Here is a 16,486-nt window from a genome sequence, read left to right as displayed (position 1 = left end):
AGCCGGAGCGGGCCGAAACCGTATTGGCGTCGATTCTGGATGCGGAAGCCCCCGGTTGGAGGAACAAGGTATGAACAGTGTCAGTCGTGAAGGGCGCAACTTGTACCGGGATCCCCAGCGGGGCAAGATTGCCGGGGTCTGTGCCGGTCTGGCAGAGTACTTCGGGGTGGAGACCTGGATCGTGCGGCTGCTGGCCATCAGTGGTCTCATCTTCGCCGGTTTCATTACCTTCACCGCCTATATTGCCGCCTGGTTCTTGCTCGACAAGAAGCCGGTCACCCTCTACTCCCAGGAAGATGCCGAGTTCGCAGAGGTGCGGATGAAGGCGCGCAGCTGGCAGGCAGGCGTCACACCTCATCAGGCCCTTGCCCGCATCGGCCAGGAGCTGGATGCACTGGAGCCCAGGGTGCAGCGCATCGAGAAGCTGGTGACCTCCAAGGAGTTCACCCTGCAACGGGAGTTCAGCAAGCTCTAGTCGTGCCGGGCCGCGAGGATACCGCCTCACGGCCGTCTCTCTGATGTGATCACAAGGAGAAGAAGACCCGCCTTGATACGCAACAAACTCGAACACTCCTGGTCGGTGCTCCAGCACAAGGCCGTTGACGCGGTGAACCGGGCTCGGGATCGCCACATCAGGCTGGCGGTCACCGGCCTCTCTCGCAGTGGCAAGACCGCGTTTATCACGGCGCTGGTCAATCAACTGGAGCACGCGGCCATCGACGGTCGTCTGCCACTCTGGGACGCCCAGCGCCAGGGACGCATCCTCGGTGCTCGCCGGGTGCCCCAGCAAAACGCCCACATTCCCACCTTTCCCTATGAACGGGGCCTCGATGCCCTGTTTGGCGATCCGCCCGCCTGGCCCGCGCCGACCCGGGGGGTGGCCGAGGTACGCCTCGAGATCCGTTATCGCACCCGCCATCCGCTGCGTCGGCACCTGGGGGAGATCTCCACCCTCTATGTGGATCTGGTGGATTATCCCGGGGAGTGGCTGCTGGATTTGCCGCTGCTGGATCTGAACTACGAGCAGTGGAGCGAGCAGGTGCGGGAGCAACTGTGCCGCCCCGAGCTGCAAGCCCTGGCGGCAGGCTGGTTGACGCCGCTCTGGCAGGCAGATCAAGCCTTCGAGGAGCGGGCCGCCAGCGAACTGGCCGCCCGCTACACCGATTATCTGCACGCCTGCAAGCAGGGGCTCGGGCTTCACCTCATCCAGCCCGGGCGTTTCGTGTTGCCCGGCGAGTATGCCGGTGCGCCGCTGCTGCAATTCGTGCCCTGGGTCTGGGAGATGCCCACACACTCCCCCGAAGACGGCACCCTCTACGCCACCTTCAAGCAGCGCTTCGAGCAGTACAAGCAGCATCTGGTACAGGGCTTCTATGAGCAGCACTTTGCAGGCTTTGATCGCCAGATCGTGCTGGTGGACTGCCTGGCGCCCCTCAATGCCGGTGCCGCGAGCTTTGGTGACATGCAGCAGGCCATCGCCCGCATCATGGAAAGCTTCGCCTACGGCAAGAGCAACTGGTGGCGCCGCCTCTTCTCCCCGCGCATCGACAAGCTGCTGTTTGTGGCGAGCAAGGCCGATCACGTCACGCCGGAGCAGCACGGGCCTCTGGTGTCGCTCCTGCAGCACCTGGTGAGCCGTGGCCGGGGTCAGGCCCGCTTCGAGGGGATAGAGACAGAATGCCTGGCGCTGGCCGCCATCAAGGCCACCGAGGTGGGCAAGGGGGTGGCCGACGGACGGGAATTTCCCGCCATTCGTGGCACTACCCTCTCGGGCGAACCCTTGCTGCTCTTCCCGGGGGAGGTGCCTGCCCAGATCCCGCCTGCGCAGTGGTGGAAAACTCAAGGGTTTGATTTTCAGGCCTTTCGCCCGTTGCCCATGAGCGCCCATCAGGCGCTCCCCCATATCCGGCTCGATGCGGCGCTGGAATTCCTGCTCGGGGATCACCTCGAATAACGGGTGGGTGGCCCGCTGTGCTCGAGGGGCGCCCACAGGAGAGAATGCGATGAACGATCAGACAAGATGGCGCACCGATGACGCCGCTCCCCTGCAAGGCAAGGTGACGCTGGAGCCCGCGCCCTCGGTGGCAAACGAAGCGCAGCCACCGGCCCCGGCCCGGCGGCTGGAAGTGGAGAGCTTCGAGCCTCTGGACGCGCTGGACGAGCTCACCGTGGTGGAACCCGCGCTTAACGTCAGGCCTCGGCGCCGCCATCGTCTGCTGGCCTGGGGGCTGGGTGGGGTGGGGCTGTTGTCCCTTGGCCAGTTTGGCGCTTTTCTGGTGGATCAGTTTGCCGCCTCCCCCTTCTGGGGCGGCGCTTGGTTGCTTGCCTCCGGCCTGGTGGCGGTGGGCACCGCCGGGGTGGCGGGGCGCGAATGGCTGCGGCTGCGCACCTTGAAGCGGCGCCAGGATGTGCGCTCAAGAGCCGAGGATCTGCTGTCCCATCAGGGGGTCGGTCAGGGGCAGGCCTTCTGCGAGGCCCTGGCCGAGAAGAGCGGTGACAAGGGGCGGGAAGGGTATCGTACCTGGTTATCCCAGCTTGACGAGAGCCACAGCGATCGGGAAGTGCTGACCCTCTACAGCCAGCTGGTGCTCACCGAGCGGGACAAGCTGGCCCAGGCCCGCGTCGCGAAATGGTCGGGGGAGGCCGCCGTGCTGGTGGCCCTGAGTCCGCTCGCCACCGTCGACATGATGCTGATGCTCTGGCGCAACCTGCGGATGATCGAGGACATCGCCGATGTCTATGCCATCGAGCTCGGCTACTGGAGCCGCATCCGCCTCATTCGTCAGGTGTTTCGCAACATGCTCTATACGGGGGCCACCGAGCTGGTGACCGAGGTAGGGATGGATCTGCTGGGCGCCGAGCTGACCGCCAAGCTCTCCGCCCGCGCCGCCCAAGGGGTCGGGGCCGGGTTGCTCACCGCGCGCCTCGGGATGCGTACCATGGAAGCCTGTCGTCCGCTCCCCTGGTGTGCCGACGAGAAGCCGAAACTGGGCGAGCTGCGCAAGCGGCTGATCGGCCAGTTGGCGGGTTATCTCAACAAGTCGTGAGGTGGCTGGCACCCGACATGGATGTCACAAATTATTTACAATTGTCAAAAGTAGCCGACCCCGGGGTCGGCTGCTTTTTTGAGGGGCAAACCGTTACAGTGATCCCATGACTCAACGGCCAGTGACCGCCCGGATGGCGGCTGGCACCCGAAGGATGGGAGCACTCATGGCAAGTCTCTACACGGCCCGCCAACCGGATGGGCAGGGCCGGGTCCACTACACGTACGAGGAGCACGGCACCTGGCGGATCCTGATTGGACGCCAGCTTGCGGTGCTCGATGGCAAGGCCTGCGACGAATACCAGACCGGGTTGGCACGCCTCGACCTGCCTCTGGACCGCATCCCCCAGCTGGGCGAGATCAACGCCGCCCTGATGCCCGCCACCGGCTGGTCGGTGGCGGCGGTGCCGGCCCTCATCTCCTTTGATCACTTCTTCGCGCTGCTCGCTGATCGCCGTTTTCCCGTCGCTACCTTCATTCGCCGCCGGGACGAGCTCGACTACCTGCAAGAGCCCGACATCTTCCACGAGATCTTCGGCCACTGCGCCATGCTGACCAACCCGGCCTTTGCCCACTTCACCCACCTGTATGGTCGGCTCGGACTCCATGCCAGCAAGGAGGAGCGGGTCTATCTGGCGCGGCTCTACTGGTTCACGGTGGAGTTCGGTCTCCTGCAGGGGGAGGAGGGGCTGCGCATCTACGGCGGCGGCATTCTCTCCTCCATCGGCGAGACCGCTTATGCCCTCTCGGGAAAGCCCGAGCTGCAACCCTTCGATCTGCTGGAGATCCTGCGTACCCCCTATCGCATCGACATCATGCAGCCGACCTATTTCGTGCTGCCTCGTCTCGATACCCTCTATGGTCTGGAGGGGCAGGGGATCATGGCGGCCGTGGCCGAGGCCCGTCGTCTTGGCCTGCGTCCACCCCGCTTTGCCCCCGTTGCCGGCAAGCAGGCGAGCTGACCCGTATTCATTCCCACGATGTTTCATGAAAGGAGTCCCGAATGACTGAACTGGCGAGTCAACGATGCGAGGCGTGCCGCGCCGATGCCCCCAGGGTGAGCGATCAGGAGCTGGGGGAGCTGATGCACCTCATCCCAGACTGGCAGCCCCTGGTGGTCAACGGCGAGCTGCAACTGCGTCGTGAATTTGTGTTTCGCAACTTCAAGGAGGGGCTGGCGTTCACCAACCGCCTCGGAGAACTGGCGGAGGCGGAGTTCCATCATCCGGCGATCTTGCTCGAATGGGGCAAGGTGACCGTGAGCTGGTGGACCCACAAGATAGGCGGCTTGCATCGCAACGACTTCATCATGGCAGCCCGCACCGACGGGCTGATGAAGTAACCGCCGTCTGGCGCCAGCACAGACAGGGCCTGCCCGGTGAAAGCGGGGCAGGCCCGCATTTTTGTGGGGGAGCGCTCGCACTGGCGGGATCGAGTCTGTATTATCCCGTTATTCAGAATGTTAGCTAGGAAGTGTGTGCCGAATGCGTCTTGAAGTCAGCTGTGAAGACCGTCTGGGCCTGACCCGGGAATTGCTCGACCGACTGGTGGAGCACAACATCGATCTGCGCGGCATCGAAATCGATACCTCAGGCATCATCTATCTCAATTTCCCCGAGCTGGAGTTCCGTGACTTTCAGCATCTGATGCCGGAAATTCGCCGCATTCCCGGCGTCTATGACGTCAAGACCATCCCCTACATGCCCTCCGAGCGGGAACACCACGAGATAGAGGCCCTGCTCAAGGCGCTGCCGGACCTGGTCTTCTCCCTCGACAGCAAGGGGCGGGTGACCCAGGCCAACCAGGCCGCCCTCACTACCCTGGCGTTGCCACCGGACGAGGTGCGCGGCGTGGCGATCGCCTCCCTGGTCAAGGGCTTCTCGTTTGGCCGCTGGCTGGAGTCGGGGGAGATCAAGCCCCAGACCTGCAAGCTGAGCCTCGGTGGCGAAGAGTACCTGGGCGATCTGATGCCGCTGTTCGTGGCCGAAGAGAAGGGCAAGCAGGCTCTGGCCGGCGCCGTGGTGGTGCTCAAATCCGCCCGCCGGGTCGGCATGCACTTCAGTGCCCTGCACGCGGTGGAAGTGGGGGGCTTTGAGCACCTCCAGGCCGAGAGCCAGAAGATGAAAGAGGTGCTGGCCCAGGCAGCCAAGCTCGCGATGCAGGACGCCCCCTTGCTCATCGTGGGGGAGACCGGCACCGGCAAGGAGTTGCTGGCCCGGGCCTGCCACGGCGCCAGCCTGCGCTCCAGCCACCCCTTCATGGCGCTCAACTGCGCGGCCATGCCGGACAACGTGGCCGAGAGCGAGCTGTTCGGCTATGCCCCCGGCGCCTTTGGCAACAACACCGAGGGCAAGCGCGGAGTGCTGGAGCTGGCCAGCGGCGGCACCCTGATGCTGGACGAGATCGGCGACATGTCCCCCCATCTGCAGACCAAGTTCCTGCGGGTGCTGCAAGATGGCGTGTTTCGCCGGGTCGGTGACGAGCAGGAGGTGAGGGTCAACGTGCGCTTCATCTGCACCACCCAGAAGCAGTTGCTGGATCTGGTTCATGAAGGGAAGTTTCGCGAAGATCTCTACTACCGCCTCAATGTGCTTAGCCTCAATCTGCCGCCGCTGCGCGAGCGCAAGGCGGACATCATGGCCCTGGCCCAGCAGTTCGTGTCGCGCTTTGCCAGCGAACTGCAGCGCCCGCGTCCGCGCTTTACCCGCAACATGGCCGAGTACCTCACCGCCTACCGCTGGCCCGGCAACGTGCGCCAGCTGCGCAACTGCCTCTATCGGGCCATGACCCTGCTGGAAGGGGACGAGATTGGACCCGAGCACGTGGACTTGCCGGTGGCGGCCGATGCCATGCCGCTCATCGACGAGTGGTTCGAAGGGGGGCTCGACGAGGCGGTGAAGCGTTTCGAGAGCCGCCTGCTGGAGCGGCTCTACCCGGCGTTCCCCTCCACCCGCCAACTGGCCAAGCGGCTCGGTGTCTCCCATACTGCCATCGCCAACAAGCTGCGCGAATATGGGATTGGCAAGAAGTAGTGTCGATGGACGGTGTCTGCCTGGGGCATTGAGCGCCTTGCAGGCACGGCTGCGACACCTGGTGACGCAACCGTGCCACTTGCCTCTGGGGGCTGGCCACCCGGCTGGTAAGCTCGGTGCGGTGCCATGCAGGCACTCTCATCATGGGCGTCGGGTGACCCCGGCGCCGACCTGGACACTCTCGCGGGCACCATGCAGATGTTTTGTTACCTCCGGTTACTGATGTGGCTGGCGCCACTGTGCTGCATGCTGATGCTGGCAAACCAGACCATGGCGGCAACCTCCGCCGAGGCGCGCAGTGACATGGTGCGCCAGACCGTGCTCGATATCCTCAGTTACACCCGCTGGCCCAGCGAGCCCGCCAGACTTCGGCTCTGCATCACGGCACCGACGGAATATGCGTCATCCCTTCTGACCATCGAACGGCAGGCCAATGGCCGACCGGTGGAGGTCCATCGCTACGACATGGACGACGAGTCGCTGATCCAGCGCTGCGATGTCATCTATCTGGGGGTGCTGGCACCGGCGCAGCGCCTCTCCCTGTTCGAGCGCCTGCGCGGTCACGCCATCCTCAGCATCAGCGAGCAGAGCCGCGAGTGCATCGCCGATGCGGTCTTCTGTCTGCAGGCCGGGGAGGAGAGGGTGCGTTTTCGGGTCAATCTGGATGCGCTGGCCCGCAGCGGCGTGCGAGTGCACCCGGCCGTGCTCAAGCTGGCGCGAGCCGATGAGGAGGTGCGATGACGGTCCATCACGCCACTCCCCGGCTTACCCTGCGACAGAGTCTGGGGCGCACCCACATGATGATCTCCCTGACTGCCGTCTGCATGGCCGGGCTGTTTCTGACCGTCACGGCGCTGCTGGCGCTGCGCCTTTATGCGGATCACAACCTCAAGCTGGTGGCGCGGGCCATCAGCTACACCACTGAGGCGGCCGTGGTCTTCCATGACAAGGAGGCGGCACTGGATGCCCTGGAGACCATCACCTCCCGGGAAGACATAGCCAGCGCCAGCATAGTGCTGCCGGACGGCCAGGTGCTGGCGAGCTGGCGCCGGGACATCACTACCCCCTGGACCACCCTGGAGCAGCACCTGGCCCGTCTGATCCTGCCGGGGCCCGTGGCGCTCCCCATGGTGCGCGAGCACAAGGAGATAGCCAGGGTGCATCTGGTCGGTCACGGCCAGTACCTGTTGCGATTCCTGTTGCAGACCTTGCTGGCTACCCTGGTGTGCCTGCTCATCAGTATTCTCGGGGCACTCCATGTGGCGCGCCGGATGCAACGCTCCATCACGGCACCCCTCAAGGCCCTGACCGAGGTGGCTTACAATGTCAGCCGCCAGCGGGCCCTCAAGGAGCGGGTGCCGGCGGCCAATATCGCCGAGCTGCACGAGCTGGGCGAGGATTTCAATTCGCTGCTCGATGAGCTGGAAGCCTGGCAGGCCCACCAGAAGCGGGAGAACGCCAGCCTGCTGCATCAGGCAACCCATGATCCCCTGACCGGTCTGCCCAACCGCGCTCTGTTCGAGGCTCGCATGGAGCAGGCCATCCAGGCAGGCAACAAGGGGCATGAAGGTTTTGCCCTGCTCTATCTGGATTGCGATCGTTTCAAGCAGATCAATGACAACCTGGGCCACAGCATCGGCGACGAAGTGCTGATCGCCGTGGCGCGGCGGGTGCAGCATCAGCTCAGGCCCCTGGATCTGGTCTGCCGGCTGGGGGGAGATGAGTTCGTCATCCTCCTGACCCCGATCCATGGGGAGGACGAGGTGCGCGAGGTGATAGGGCGAGTGCAGCAGGCCATGAACACCCCCGTGGTATTGAGTGACGGTCGCCATCTCGGGGTGGGGATCAGCATCGGCTCTGCCCGCTATCCCGAGCAGGGGAAGACGGCGGATGCCCTGCTGCAATGGGCAGACGACGCCATGTATCAAGCCAAACGACAACGCAGGGAGGAGAGAGAAACACGAAAAACGAGCACGTGAAGTTGAACCGGAAATAGTGAAAGGATGATAAGAATGCGCATGTTGAACCCGATCAAAGCGGGCCTGGTGGCACTGTTGCTGAGTGTGCTGGCGGCGTGCCAGAGCCCTCCCCAGGGGCTCACGGCGGAGCAGATCGCCGCCTTGAAGGAGCAGGGATTTCACCTGACCGACGAGGGATGGACCCTGGATATCTCCAACAAGGTGCTGTTCGCCAACAATGTGGGGGCCCTCAACCCCGAGACCCGCCAGGTGGTGGAGAAACTCGGCAAGGCCCTGATTGAGGTAGGACTGAACCGGGCCCGGGTGGACGGTCATACCGACTCCAACGGTGATGAGGCCTACAACCAGCAACTCTCCCTCAAGCGGGCACGGTCGGTGGCCGATGTCCTGGTGTCGGTGGGTATGCCACAGGGGAACCTGGATATCCGCGGCCGCGGAGAAGAGGCGCCCATCGCCGACAACGCGACCGCTGCCGGGCGAGCGGAAAATCGCCGGGTTGCCATCATCATCGGCAATGGCTGACCCCCGTCAGCCGGTATCGGCGCGGCGCTCCCGTCAGGAGCCTTGAATCAACCGCCTGATCCTGTGTGTGCCACCACTCTCCAGTGGGAGAGTGGCTCTCTTCCCTTGTTGTTTCACGCTTTCCTTGCCTGACGCGCTGTTGCCCTGATGGGGACAGAGTGACGGCTCAATCCTTCCCGACTTGATCCAGCACAAATACCTACAACTGATATTCGTTATCATTTGCGTTATTTACGCAGGGTAACCCCAGTGACGACTCTCCAGCTTTCTTCGACCATGACGGGGCTTTGCACCCCGGATCCCCTCAAATTCGCCTTCACCGCCAAGACGTCGGCCCATGCCAGCCGGGGAGGGACCGCCCCCCTGATGCTAGACGATACCGGCTGGCAAGCCTGGTGGCAGCTGGAGAGCGAGGCCAAGGCCCGAGCGCTCTATATCCATATCCCGTTTTGCCGCAAGCGCTGCAGTTTTTGCAACTTCTTCGAAAATGGCGCCAATCCGGCGCGCATGAGCCGCTACATGGAAGCACTCTGTGGGTCGCTGCACCTGGCAGCCGAGACGCCGCTCGTCCAGAGCCAGCCTTTCTCGGCGGTCTATGTGGGGGGCGGCACGCCGACCGACATGGCGGCGGGCGATCTCGCCCGCCTGGCCAGCGCCATCCGCCGTTTTCCCCTGACCGTGGATGCGGAGCTGACCCTGGAAGGGCGGCTCAACGGCTTTGATGACGAGAAGTGGCAGACGGCCCTGGCGGGTGGCTTCAATCGCTTCTCGTTCGGCGTGCAGAGTTTTGATACCCGCGTGCGCCAGCAGGCGGCCCGCTTCGATGACAGGGAGACCTTGCTGGCCCGGCTGGCGGCGCTGACCCGCCACAACGAGGCGGTGATCGTGGCGGATCTCATCTTCGGTCTGCCGGGTCAGTATGAGGCCGTGTGGAGCCAGGATATCGCGGATGTGATGGCGAGCGGGGTGCACGGGGTGGATCTCTATCAACTCATCTCCATGGCGGGCACCAACCTGGCGCGCGCCGACGAGAAAGGCACCCTGGGCTGGGCCGCCGATGGCCAGCAGCGGGCAGTCATGTATGCCGACGGGGCCCGGACACTGGAGGCGGGGGGTTGGGAGCGGCTCTCCTGCAGCCACTGGCGGCGCACCGATGCCGAGCAGAGCCGCTACAACCAGATGGCCAAGTGGGGCGCCGAGATCCTGCCCTTCGGCGCAGGGGCGGGGGGCAATATTCACGGCCACGGCCTCATGTATGGCCGGGATCTGGCGTCCTGGCATGAGGCGCAGGCGAAGGGCGTGCGTGCTCCCGGCATGGTGATGAGGCCCAATCCCGATGCCCGTCTCGACGGGTTGCTGCGAGGTGGGCTCGACACCGGATGGCTGGCGTTGTCGCAATTGCCACAGGGGCTGGTCTCCCACCTGATGCCGCTCTTTGAGGCCTGGCAGCGACACGGGCTGGCACGGCTCTCGGCCGAGCGTCTCGCCCTCACCCTGGCGGGGCGTTTCTGGAACGTGAATTTGCAGGCCGGGTTGTTCGAGTATCTGAGGTGCAATCCACCGGGGGGGAGCAAGGGGGGCGAGAAACCATCCGGCCACCCGGGCAAGATGGCCGGTCATGCCCTGGTATAACGGGCTATCGGAGCACAGAAAGGTGGCGGGGGCCTGGTGCAAGCCCCCACTTTTGTCAGCAGTTGTCGACCTCGTCCACCCGCACCCGCAGCGCTCCCTCTGCGAGGGTGGTGATCAGGGTCTGGCCTGCATTGACCTGGGATGCGCGGCGGATCACCTCCCCGGAGGGGGTGCGCACGATGGCGTAACCGCGCCCCAGGGTGGCCAGCGGGCTGATGCCGTCGAGGCGGGCTCCCAGCATGGCGAGGCGGTGGCGGGCGAGATCCTGGCGTTTTGCGATGAGGGCATGGAGGCGCTCCTCGGCAAGCTGGTGACGACGTTTGCCGATGGCCAGCCGCTTTTCGGGGCTTCTGGCCTGCAGGCGCATGGCGAGGCCCGCGAGGCGCCGCTCCCCCTGGTGCAGGCGATCACGCAGGTGCTGCTGCAAGCGGCGGTCGAGCTCGTCGAGGCGCTGGGACTGCTGCTCCAGCCGTCGCTTGGGATCCTGATGATCGAGCCGCTTCTGCAGCAGGACGAAGCCATGGCGGGCGGCGACCTGGTGACGGCTCATGGCCTGGGTAAGCCGCTGGCGCAGGTGCACGAGGCGCTGGGCACGGGTGCTCCTGTCAGGCGCCACCAGCTCGGCGGCGGCAGAGGGGGTGGGGGCACGAAGGTCGGCGGCAAAGTCGCTGATGGTGACGTCCACCTCGTGCCCTACGGCGCTCACCACGGGGATGGCGGAGCCTGCGATGGCCCGTGCCACCGCCTCTTCGTTGAAGCACCAGAGATCTTCAAGGGAACCGCCGCCGCGTCCGACGATGAGCACATCCACCTCGGCGCGGCGATTGGCAAGCATGATGGCCGAGACGATCTGGGCGGTGGCGGCGCTCCCCTGCACCTGGGTCGGGTAGATGAAAACGGGCAAGTCCGGGGCGCGGCGTTCAAGCACCGTCAGCATGTCGTGCAGGGCGGCGCCTGTGGCGGAGGTGACCAGCCCGACGGCGCGGGGTTCCCGGGGCAAGGGGCGCTTGCGCCCTTCGTCAAAGAGCCCTTCGGCCCCGAGGCGGCGCTTGAGCTCCTCGAAGCGCAGGGCCAGCATGCCATCCCCGGCGGGCTGCATGGACTCGATGATGAGCTGGTAGTCGCCCCGGGGTTCATAGAGGGAGACTCGCGCCTGCACCAGCACCTGCATGCCATCCTGGGGACGGAACGGCACCCGGCGGTTGTTGCCCTTGAACATGGCGCAGCGCACCTGGGCCGACATGTCCTTGAGGGAGAAGTACCAGTGGCCGGAACTTGGCATCGCGAGGTTCGAGAGCTCGCCGGTGAGCCACACCAGCCCCAGATCCTGCTCCAGGATCATGCGCACGGCGCTGTTGAGGCGGGTGACGGTGAAGATCTGCTGTTGTCTGCTCTGACTGGCGGGTTCGAGGTGATTCAAGGCTGGCCCTGCTGTGGTGTCCGCCGGGGCGGGAGAAACGATGGGGGTCATCTTACCCCAGTTGCGCCCATCTGCCGAGCCATGGGCCCGGCAGATGACGCGGAGCCTAGGCTTGTGCCTTGGCCGACTTGACGGCTTTGGCGGGGCTGGTCACCAGCCAGACCGCGAGACAGACGATGGCGCCGCCTGCCACGAAGCCGCCGGTGAGGGTTTCGCCGAGCACCAGGTAGCCCCACAAGATGCCAAAGGGGGGGATGAGGAAGGTGACCGTGAGGGAGCGCAGGGGCCCGATGTCGGCGATCAGCCGAAAATAGATCAGGTAGGCGAAGGCGGTGCAGAGGAAGCCGACCGCCAGCACGCTGGCCCAGACGTCAGGTTGGGCCCAGTCGACGGCGGGGCAGGTCACCAGGGTGTAGCCGAAGAAGGGGAGCAGGAAGAGGCAGGCGCCGAGCTGGCTGCCAAAGGCCACCAGCTTGGCATCCAGCCCACCCCGCTCGGTGATCCAGCGCCTCGTCAGGAAGCCGGCGCAGCCGTAGCAGGCGGTGGCGATGAGGCAGGCCAGCACCCCGATGATCAGATTGCCGGAGAGGTTCACTTCGCCCGTGGTAGTGATGAGGGTGATCCCCATCAGGCCCAGCATGACGCCAGCCCATTTGCGCCAGGTCAGCGTCTCGCTGAAGAAGGAGAAGCCGATCAGGGCCCCCATCAGCGGGGTGGTGGCGTTGAGGATGGCGGAGTAGCCAGCGGGCAGCCAGAGGGCGGCGATGGCGTACATCAGGAAGGGGACGCCGGAGTTGATGATGCCAAGCACCATGGCGGACTTGAGCTTGCCCTGGAACCGCATGGGGGTGCGCAGCAGAAGCAACATGGCGGCGAGGCCGATGAGGGCGAAGAAGACCCGCAGGAAGGTGGTGTTGACCGAGCCGAACGCCGGCGCCGCGATGCGCATGAACAAGAAGCTGGCACCCCAGATGGCTGCCAGCGCGAGCAATCTCCCGTAATCCGATGGTCTCATCGTTTCTCCCTGAATGAACCGCCCTGTTGCCCGAGATGGCAAGAGGGATTGCATCATGGGGGCAAGTGTCCCCGATGGCAACGGCGCCGTGCAGGAGGCAGGGGCTGACCCTGTGCCCGAGGTGGTCGCGGAGGGCGGCCATCTTGCTCTCCCCGATGGGGGTGCCCCTCACTTCTGCGCCAGGAAATGAAAGCGCTATCAATCACATACAGCCCATGACGAGGTCGACAGTGGTCACATTTTGCGCGTGTTGGCCATGAATTGGCCATGGGGGACTCTAGACTGGTCGGGCTCATCTGAAGGCGGGACGTTGCGGATGGGGGAATGCCGGGACACACCGGCATCACACACAAACAATGAAAATAAAGGACTATCAATGGCTAGATGGATACTCGCGGCCGGATTGTTGGGAACCCTGATCACGGCGCCGAGCACGGCGGCGGAGTGGTTCTTCCGGGGCACTGCGAATGGATGGGCGGCGACCGCCATGACGTCGACGGACGGCGTCAATTTTGATACCTGTCAGCGCTTCGTGAGCGGGGATGCCAGCGGCGGCCCGCGCTTCAAGATAGACAGGTACGGCAACTGGCAGCAGAGCTACCCGGCGGCCGACTACGGGGTCAATGCCAACACGGCGTACCAGATCCGCATCAACGCGAGCACCCAGGCGGTGAGCGCGACGGCGGTGGCCAGTTGCGAGGCCTCGGGGTTTGCCAGCACCTTGCCGCAGCTCAACGTGCGCGGCACCTTCAACGGCTGGGCCAGCCTCCCCATGACCCTGGTAGGGGATCACCTGTGGCAGGTGGAAGCCTACATGGATGGCAAGGCGAGCCAGCGCCTCAAGTTTGATCAGGCTGGCGACTGGGCCGTCAACTTTGGCGACAGCAACGGCGACGGCGTGCTGGAGAAAAGTGGCGGCGACATCTTCTGGAGCGCCGTGGGCACGGTGCGCATCCAGGTCAACGACCAGACCCTGGCCTACAGCATCACCCCCCTTGGGGATGACAACCAGCCGCCGCTCGCGGTCATCACCCCGGGGGGGACGGTGAACGTGACCCAGGGGGCGTCACTCACCTTGAGCGGCAGCGACTCCACGGATCCCGACGGCCAGATCGCGAGCTATCTGTGGAGCAGCGGCGAGACCACGGAGAGCATCGTCGTCAACACCACCCAGACCGGCACCTTCACCTATGGCCTTACGGTCACCGACGATCAGGGCGCCAAGGGCAGCAGCAGCGTGAGCGTGGTGGTCGGGGCAGGACAGAGCAGCGACAGCTGGTACTTCCGGGGCACGGCCAACAACTGGGGGCTCACCCCCATGACCAGCGAGGATGGCACCACCTTCTGCACCGAGCAGGCCTTTGGCAGCAACAACCCCCGCTTCAAGATTGACCACAAGGGGGACTGGACCGAGGCGTATCCGGCCCAGGATTACCTGGTCAGCGCCAACACCAGTTATCGCATCTGCTTTGACAGCCTGCGCAAGGCCATCGAGGTGGAGACGCTGGCCGGGGCCGATCTGCAGGCCCCCACGGTGACGGCCACCCCGTCCCCGGGGAGTTATGTGGACAGCCAGTCCATCACTCTGGGAGTGAGCGACGATCAGGACAGCGCCCCCGCCGTGCATTTCACGACGGACGGCAGCCAGCCCACCACGGCATCGGCCCGTTATGCAGGCCAGCCCCTGGTGGCGAGCGACAAGGGGAGCGGCACCGATCTGGTGATCCGCACCCTTGCCATCGACGCCAGCGGCAATCAGCGCGAGCAGCGCTTCGAGTACCGTATCGGCGAGCAGGGGGTGGCGAGCGGCGATTTTCGCGCCGAGAGCATCTACTTCCTGCTGACTGCCCGCTTCTATGATGGCGATGCCAGCAACAACTACTACAACCGGGATCGCTACAAGGCGGGGGATCCCCAGTGGCGTGGCGACTTCAAGGGGTTGATCGCCAAGCTCGACTACATCAAGGATCTCGGCTTCACCGCCATCTGGGTGACGCCGCCGGTGGAGAACCGCTCCGGCCTCGACTACCACGGCTACCATGCCTACGACTTCTACCGGGTCGATCCCCGTCTGGAGTCGCCGGGGGCGGGTTACCGGGAGTTCATCCAGGCGGCCCACGCCAAGGGGCTCAAGGTGATCCAGGACGTGGTGCTCAACCACTCGAGCCAGTACGGCCTGCGCGGCAAGACCTGGATCGATCGCCTGCCCGTCAAATACTACGTACCGGCGGGGTCGAGCCAGGGACTCATCAACAATGGTCCCTATCAGGGCAATCTTGGGGACTACGCCAGTGCCAACCGCTGTGACGACGACAACCCGGCGGCGCCCGACTGGTACAAGGCCCGCTGCCAGTCCGATCCGGCGGGCACCCAGCCCCTGGTGGACCCCAAGACTGGCGCCACCGTGCCGAGCGCAGGCTACAACCCCAACCGCTTCTTCGGCATCGACGCCCAGACCCTGGATCCCGCCTGGTATCACCTGGACGGTTTCATGTCCGGCGGTGACTGGGAGAGCCCGCTTGCCCTGCAGCGCAAGCACATGGCGGGGGACTGCATCGACTTGGCCACCGGCAACCAGAACGTCAAGGACTACCTCAACGGCGCCATTCGTCAGTACCTCGACATGGGGGTCGATGCCATCCGTATCGATACCTTGAAGCACATCGAGCGGGACGAACTGCTGACCTATGTCCACGACTGGCAGGCCCACAAACCGGGGCTGTTCGTCTTTGGCGAAAACCTGGTCAAGGGCACCGGCTGGGGCTCTGAGCTGGCCAACGACAATGCCTCGGCGGTGATCCGCCCCTGGTGGTATACCCGCACCACACCGAACCCGGCCGATCCCCGTGCAGGGGGCGATTCCGGCCTCTCTGTGCTGGACTTCTCCCTCTTCTCCACCTTCCGTGACAACGTCACCCGGGGGAACTTTGGCGGGGTAGGGGGGATTTTCGCCATGGACTGGGTCTATGGGGATGCCACCAAGCTCATCACCTTCTTCCAGAACCACGACGTGGGGCCGGACAACGACTTCAAGTACCGCTACGGCGGGGAAGAGGGCAATGCGGCCATGACCTACAACCTGCTCTGGACGGCGCGGGGGATCCCGACCCTCTACTACGGGGAGGAGGTGATGTTCCAGGCGGGCAAGCCCCAGGACATCGACGGGGCCACCATGACGGTGGATCAGACCGGTCGTGCCTACTACGGAGATGTGCTGGACAACCCCGCTACCCCGAGCCACCCGCTCTATCAGCACATCAAGCGCCTGAACCAGATCCGCAAGGCGGTGCCCGCCCTGCAAAAAGCGCCCATGAGCCAGGTGAACGAGTGGGGGAGCGGCATCAGCTTCGTGCGTGATCTGAGCGCCCAAGGGAGCTACGCCGCCGTGGGCCTTGCGGCCAACTCGGCCCAGCAGATAAACCTGAGTGGCCTGAAGAACGGCACCTACACGGACGCGGTAACCGGTGCGAGCCAGAGCGTCAGCAACGGCAGCCTGAGCTTTGCGGTGCCCGCCTATTCGGCGCGGGTCTGGGTACTGAACGGCCCGGGCAAGGTCGGTGCTGACGGCAAATACCTCAAGTAAGGAAGCCCTGTCACAGGGTGCAGCGAGTCGGCCTTCGGGCCGACTTTTTTATTCTGCCTTCTGCCTATGCCTGAATGGATGCCCCATCCTGATGGGACTCTGGCTGCGGAGGGGCTGGTGAATGGGCAGACCTGTGGACTCGCGACCAGCACACTCATGGGCAGGGGGCTAGAGGGAAGGGAAGTGGTGCATCCGCCGCCCGAGTCACTCCATGCTCTGCATATTGCAGTGTTCGTGGCAGTGAGCAAAGCGGTGCC

The 16,486-nt window shown here is 64.7% G+C and carries 13 protein-coding genes; 11 read left to right on the top strand and 2 right to left on the bottom strand.

Annotated elements, in window-relative coordinates; genetic code table 11:
- The first annotated feature begins 70 nt into the window (after positions 1-70).
- The 10 genes from pspC to hutW all read left to right on the top strand — a co-directional run bounded on the left by pspC (position 71) and on the right by hutW (position 10,211).
- Positions 71-475: an envelope stress response membrane protein PspC gene (gene pspC / locus AB5Y93_RS13115; protein WP_010674535.1), complete on the top strand. Its 405-nt coding sequence runs from the start codon at positions 71-73 to the stop codon at positions 473-475.
- A 72-nt stretch (positions 476-547) separates the two neighbouring features.
- The gene (locus AB5Y93_RS13110) at positions 548-1,954 is read left to right on the top strand and encodes a YcjX family protein (protein ID WP_368229556.1); all 1,407 of its coding nucleotides are present in this window, start codon (positions 548-550) and stop codon (positions 1,952-1,954) included.
- Between the two features lie 49 nt (positions 1,955-2,003).
- On the top strand, positions 2,004-3,047 hold the full coding sequence (locus tag AB5Y93_RS13105) for a YcjF family protein (RefSeq protein WP_368229554.1): 1,044 nt from the start codon (positions 2,004-2,006) through the stop codon (positions 3,045-3,047).
- Positions 3,048-3,213: 166 nt separating this feature from the next.
- Positions 3,214-4,008 carry a phenylalanine 4-monooxygenase gene (gene phhA, locus AB5Y93_RS13100; RefSeq protein ID WP_368229552.1) on the top strand — a complete coding sequence of 265 codons (795 nt, stop codon included), beginning with the start codon at positions 3,214-3,216 and terminating at the stop codon, positions 4,006-4,008.
- Between the two features lie 41 nt (positions 4,009-4,049).
- Positions 4,050-4,388, top strand: coding sequence for a 4a-hydroxytetrahydrobiopterin dehydratase (locus tag AB5Y93_RS13095; protein WP_010674539.1), 339 nt, complete (start codon positions 4,050-4,052; stop codon positions 4,386-4,388).
- Positions 4,389-4,530: 142 nt separating this feature from the next.
- Positions 4,531-6,078 (top strand): transcriptional regulator TyrR, encoded by a 1,548-nt coding sequence (gene tyrR / locus AB5Y93_RS13090; RefSeq protein ID WP_010674540.1) that lies wholly within the window; start codon positions 4,531-4,533, stop codon positions 6,076-6,078.
- 198 nt (positions 6,079-6,276) lie between these two features.
- Positions 6,277-6,819 carry a YfiR family protein gene (locus tag AB5Y93_RS13085; RefSeq protein ID WP_368222647.1) on the top strand — a complete coding sequence of 181 codons (543 nt, stop codon included), beginning with the start codon at positions 6,277-6,279 and terminating at the stop codon, positions 6,817-6,819.
- Entirely contained in the window at positions 6,816-8,057 is a 1,242-nt protein-coding gene (locus AB5Y93_RS13080; RefSeq protein WP_368229550.1) for a diguanylate cyclase, read from the top strand. The genes AB5Y93_RS13085 and AB5Y93_RS13080 overlap by 4 nt, the downstream gene beginning before the upstream one ends.
- A gap of 33 nt (positions 8,058-8,090) precedes the next feature.
- Positions 8,091-8,579, top strand: a complete 489-nt coding sequence (locus AB5Y93_RS13075) for an OmpA family protein (protein WP_010674543.1) — start codon at positions 8,091-8,093, stop codon at positions 8,577-8,579.
- Between the two features lie 276 nt (positions 8,580-8,855).
- Positions 8,856-10,211: a heme anaerobic degradation radical SAM methyltransferase ChuW/HutW gene (gene hutW, locus AB5Y93_RS13070; RefSeq protein ID WP_368229615.1), complete on the top strand. Its 1,356-nt coding sequence runs from the start codon at positions 8,856-8,858 to the stop codon at positions 10,209-10,211.
- Between the two features lie 55 nt (positions 10,212-10,266).
- On the opposite strand, the gene xseA is transcribed toward hutW, so the two are convergent.
- Together xseA and AB5Y93_RS13060 are read right to left on the bottom strand one after the other, a co-directional pair.
- Positions 10,267-11,631 (bottom strand): exodeoxyribonuclease VII large subunit, encoded by a 1,365-nt coding sequence (gene xseA / locus AB5Y93_RS13065; protein WP_368229549.1) that lies wholly within the window; start codon positions 11,629-11,631, stop codon positions 10,267-10,269.
- Between the two features lie 106 nt (positions 11,632-11,737).
- Complete coding sequence (locus tag AB5Y93_RS13060) at positions 11,738-12,646, bottom strand: DMT family transporter (RefSeq protein ID WP_324041747.1); 909 nt, start codon at positions 12,644-12,646, stop codon at positions 11,738-11,740.
- A 376-nt stretch (positions 12,647-13,022) separates the two neighbouring features.
- Between AB5Y93_RS13060 and AB5Y93_RS13055 the strand changes: the two genes are divergently transcribed.
- Complete coding sequence (locus AB5Y93_RS13055; protein ID WP_368229547.1) at positions 13,023-16,229, top strand: alpha-amylase family glycosyl hydrolase; 3,207 nt, start codon at positions 13,023-13,025, stop codon at positions 16,227-16,229.
- The last annotated feature ends 257 nt before the right edge of the window (positions 16,230-16,486 follow it).

Source organism: Aeromonas sp. R10-1 (assembly GCF_040908465.1).
Lineage (GTDB): Bacteria > Pseudomonadota > Gammaproteobacteria > Enterobacterales > Aeromonadaceae > Aeromonas > Aeromonas caviae.
The sequence above is the reverse complement of the archived record's forward strand: the minus strand, read 5'-3'. Positions and strand labels throughout refer to the sequence as shown.

Excerpts from the sequence above, each read along its gene's own strand:
- AB5Y93_RS13060 (WP_324041747.1), bottom strand. The coding sequence starts at position 12,646 with ATGAGACCATCGGATTACGGGAGATTGCTCGCGCTGGCAGCCATCTGG.
- AB5Y93_RS13080 (WP_368229550.1), top strand. The coding sequence starts at position 6,816 with ATGACGGTCCATCACGCCACTCCCCGGCTTACCCTGCGACAGAGTCTG.
- pspC (WP_010674535.1), top strand. The coding sequence starts at position 71 with ATGAACAGTGTCAGTCGTGAAGGGCGCAACTTGTACCGGGATCCCCAG.
- AB5Y93_RS13105 (WP_368229554.1), top strand. The coding sequence starts at position 2,004 with ATGAACGATCAGACAAGATGGCGCACCGATGACGCCGCTCCCCTGCAA.
- phhA (WP_368229552.1), top strand. The coding sequence starts at position 3,214 with ATGGCAAGTCTCTACACGGCCCGCCAACCGGATGGGCAGGGCCGGGTC.
- hutW (WP_368229615.1), top strand. The coding sequence starts at position 8,856 with ATGACGGGGCTTTGCACCCCGGATCCCCTCAAATTCGCCTTCACCGCC.
- AB5Y93_RS13075 (WP_010674543.1), top strand. The coding sequence starts at position 8,091 with ATGCGCATGTTGAACCCGATCAAAGCGGGCCTGGTGGCACTGTTGCTG.
- tyrR (WP_010674540.1), top strand. The coding sequence starts at position 4,531 with ATGCGTCTTGAAGTCAGCTGTGAAGACCGTCTGGGCCTGACCCGGGAA.
- AB5Y93_RS13055 (WP_368229547.1), top strand. The coding sequence starts at position 13,023 with ATGGCTAGATGGATACTCGCGGCCGGATTGTTGGGAACCCTGATCACG.
- AB5Y93_RS13085 (WP_368222647.1), top strand. The coding sequence starts at position 6,277 with ATGTTTTGTTACCTCCGGTTACTGATGTGGCTGGCGCCACTGTGCTGC.
- AB5Y93_RS13095 (WP_010674539.1), top strand. The coding sequence starts at position 4,050 with ATGACTGAACTGGCGAGTCAACGATGCGAGGCGTGCCGCGCCGATGCC.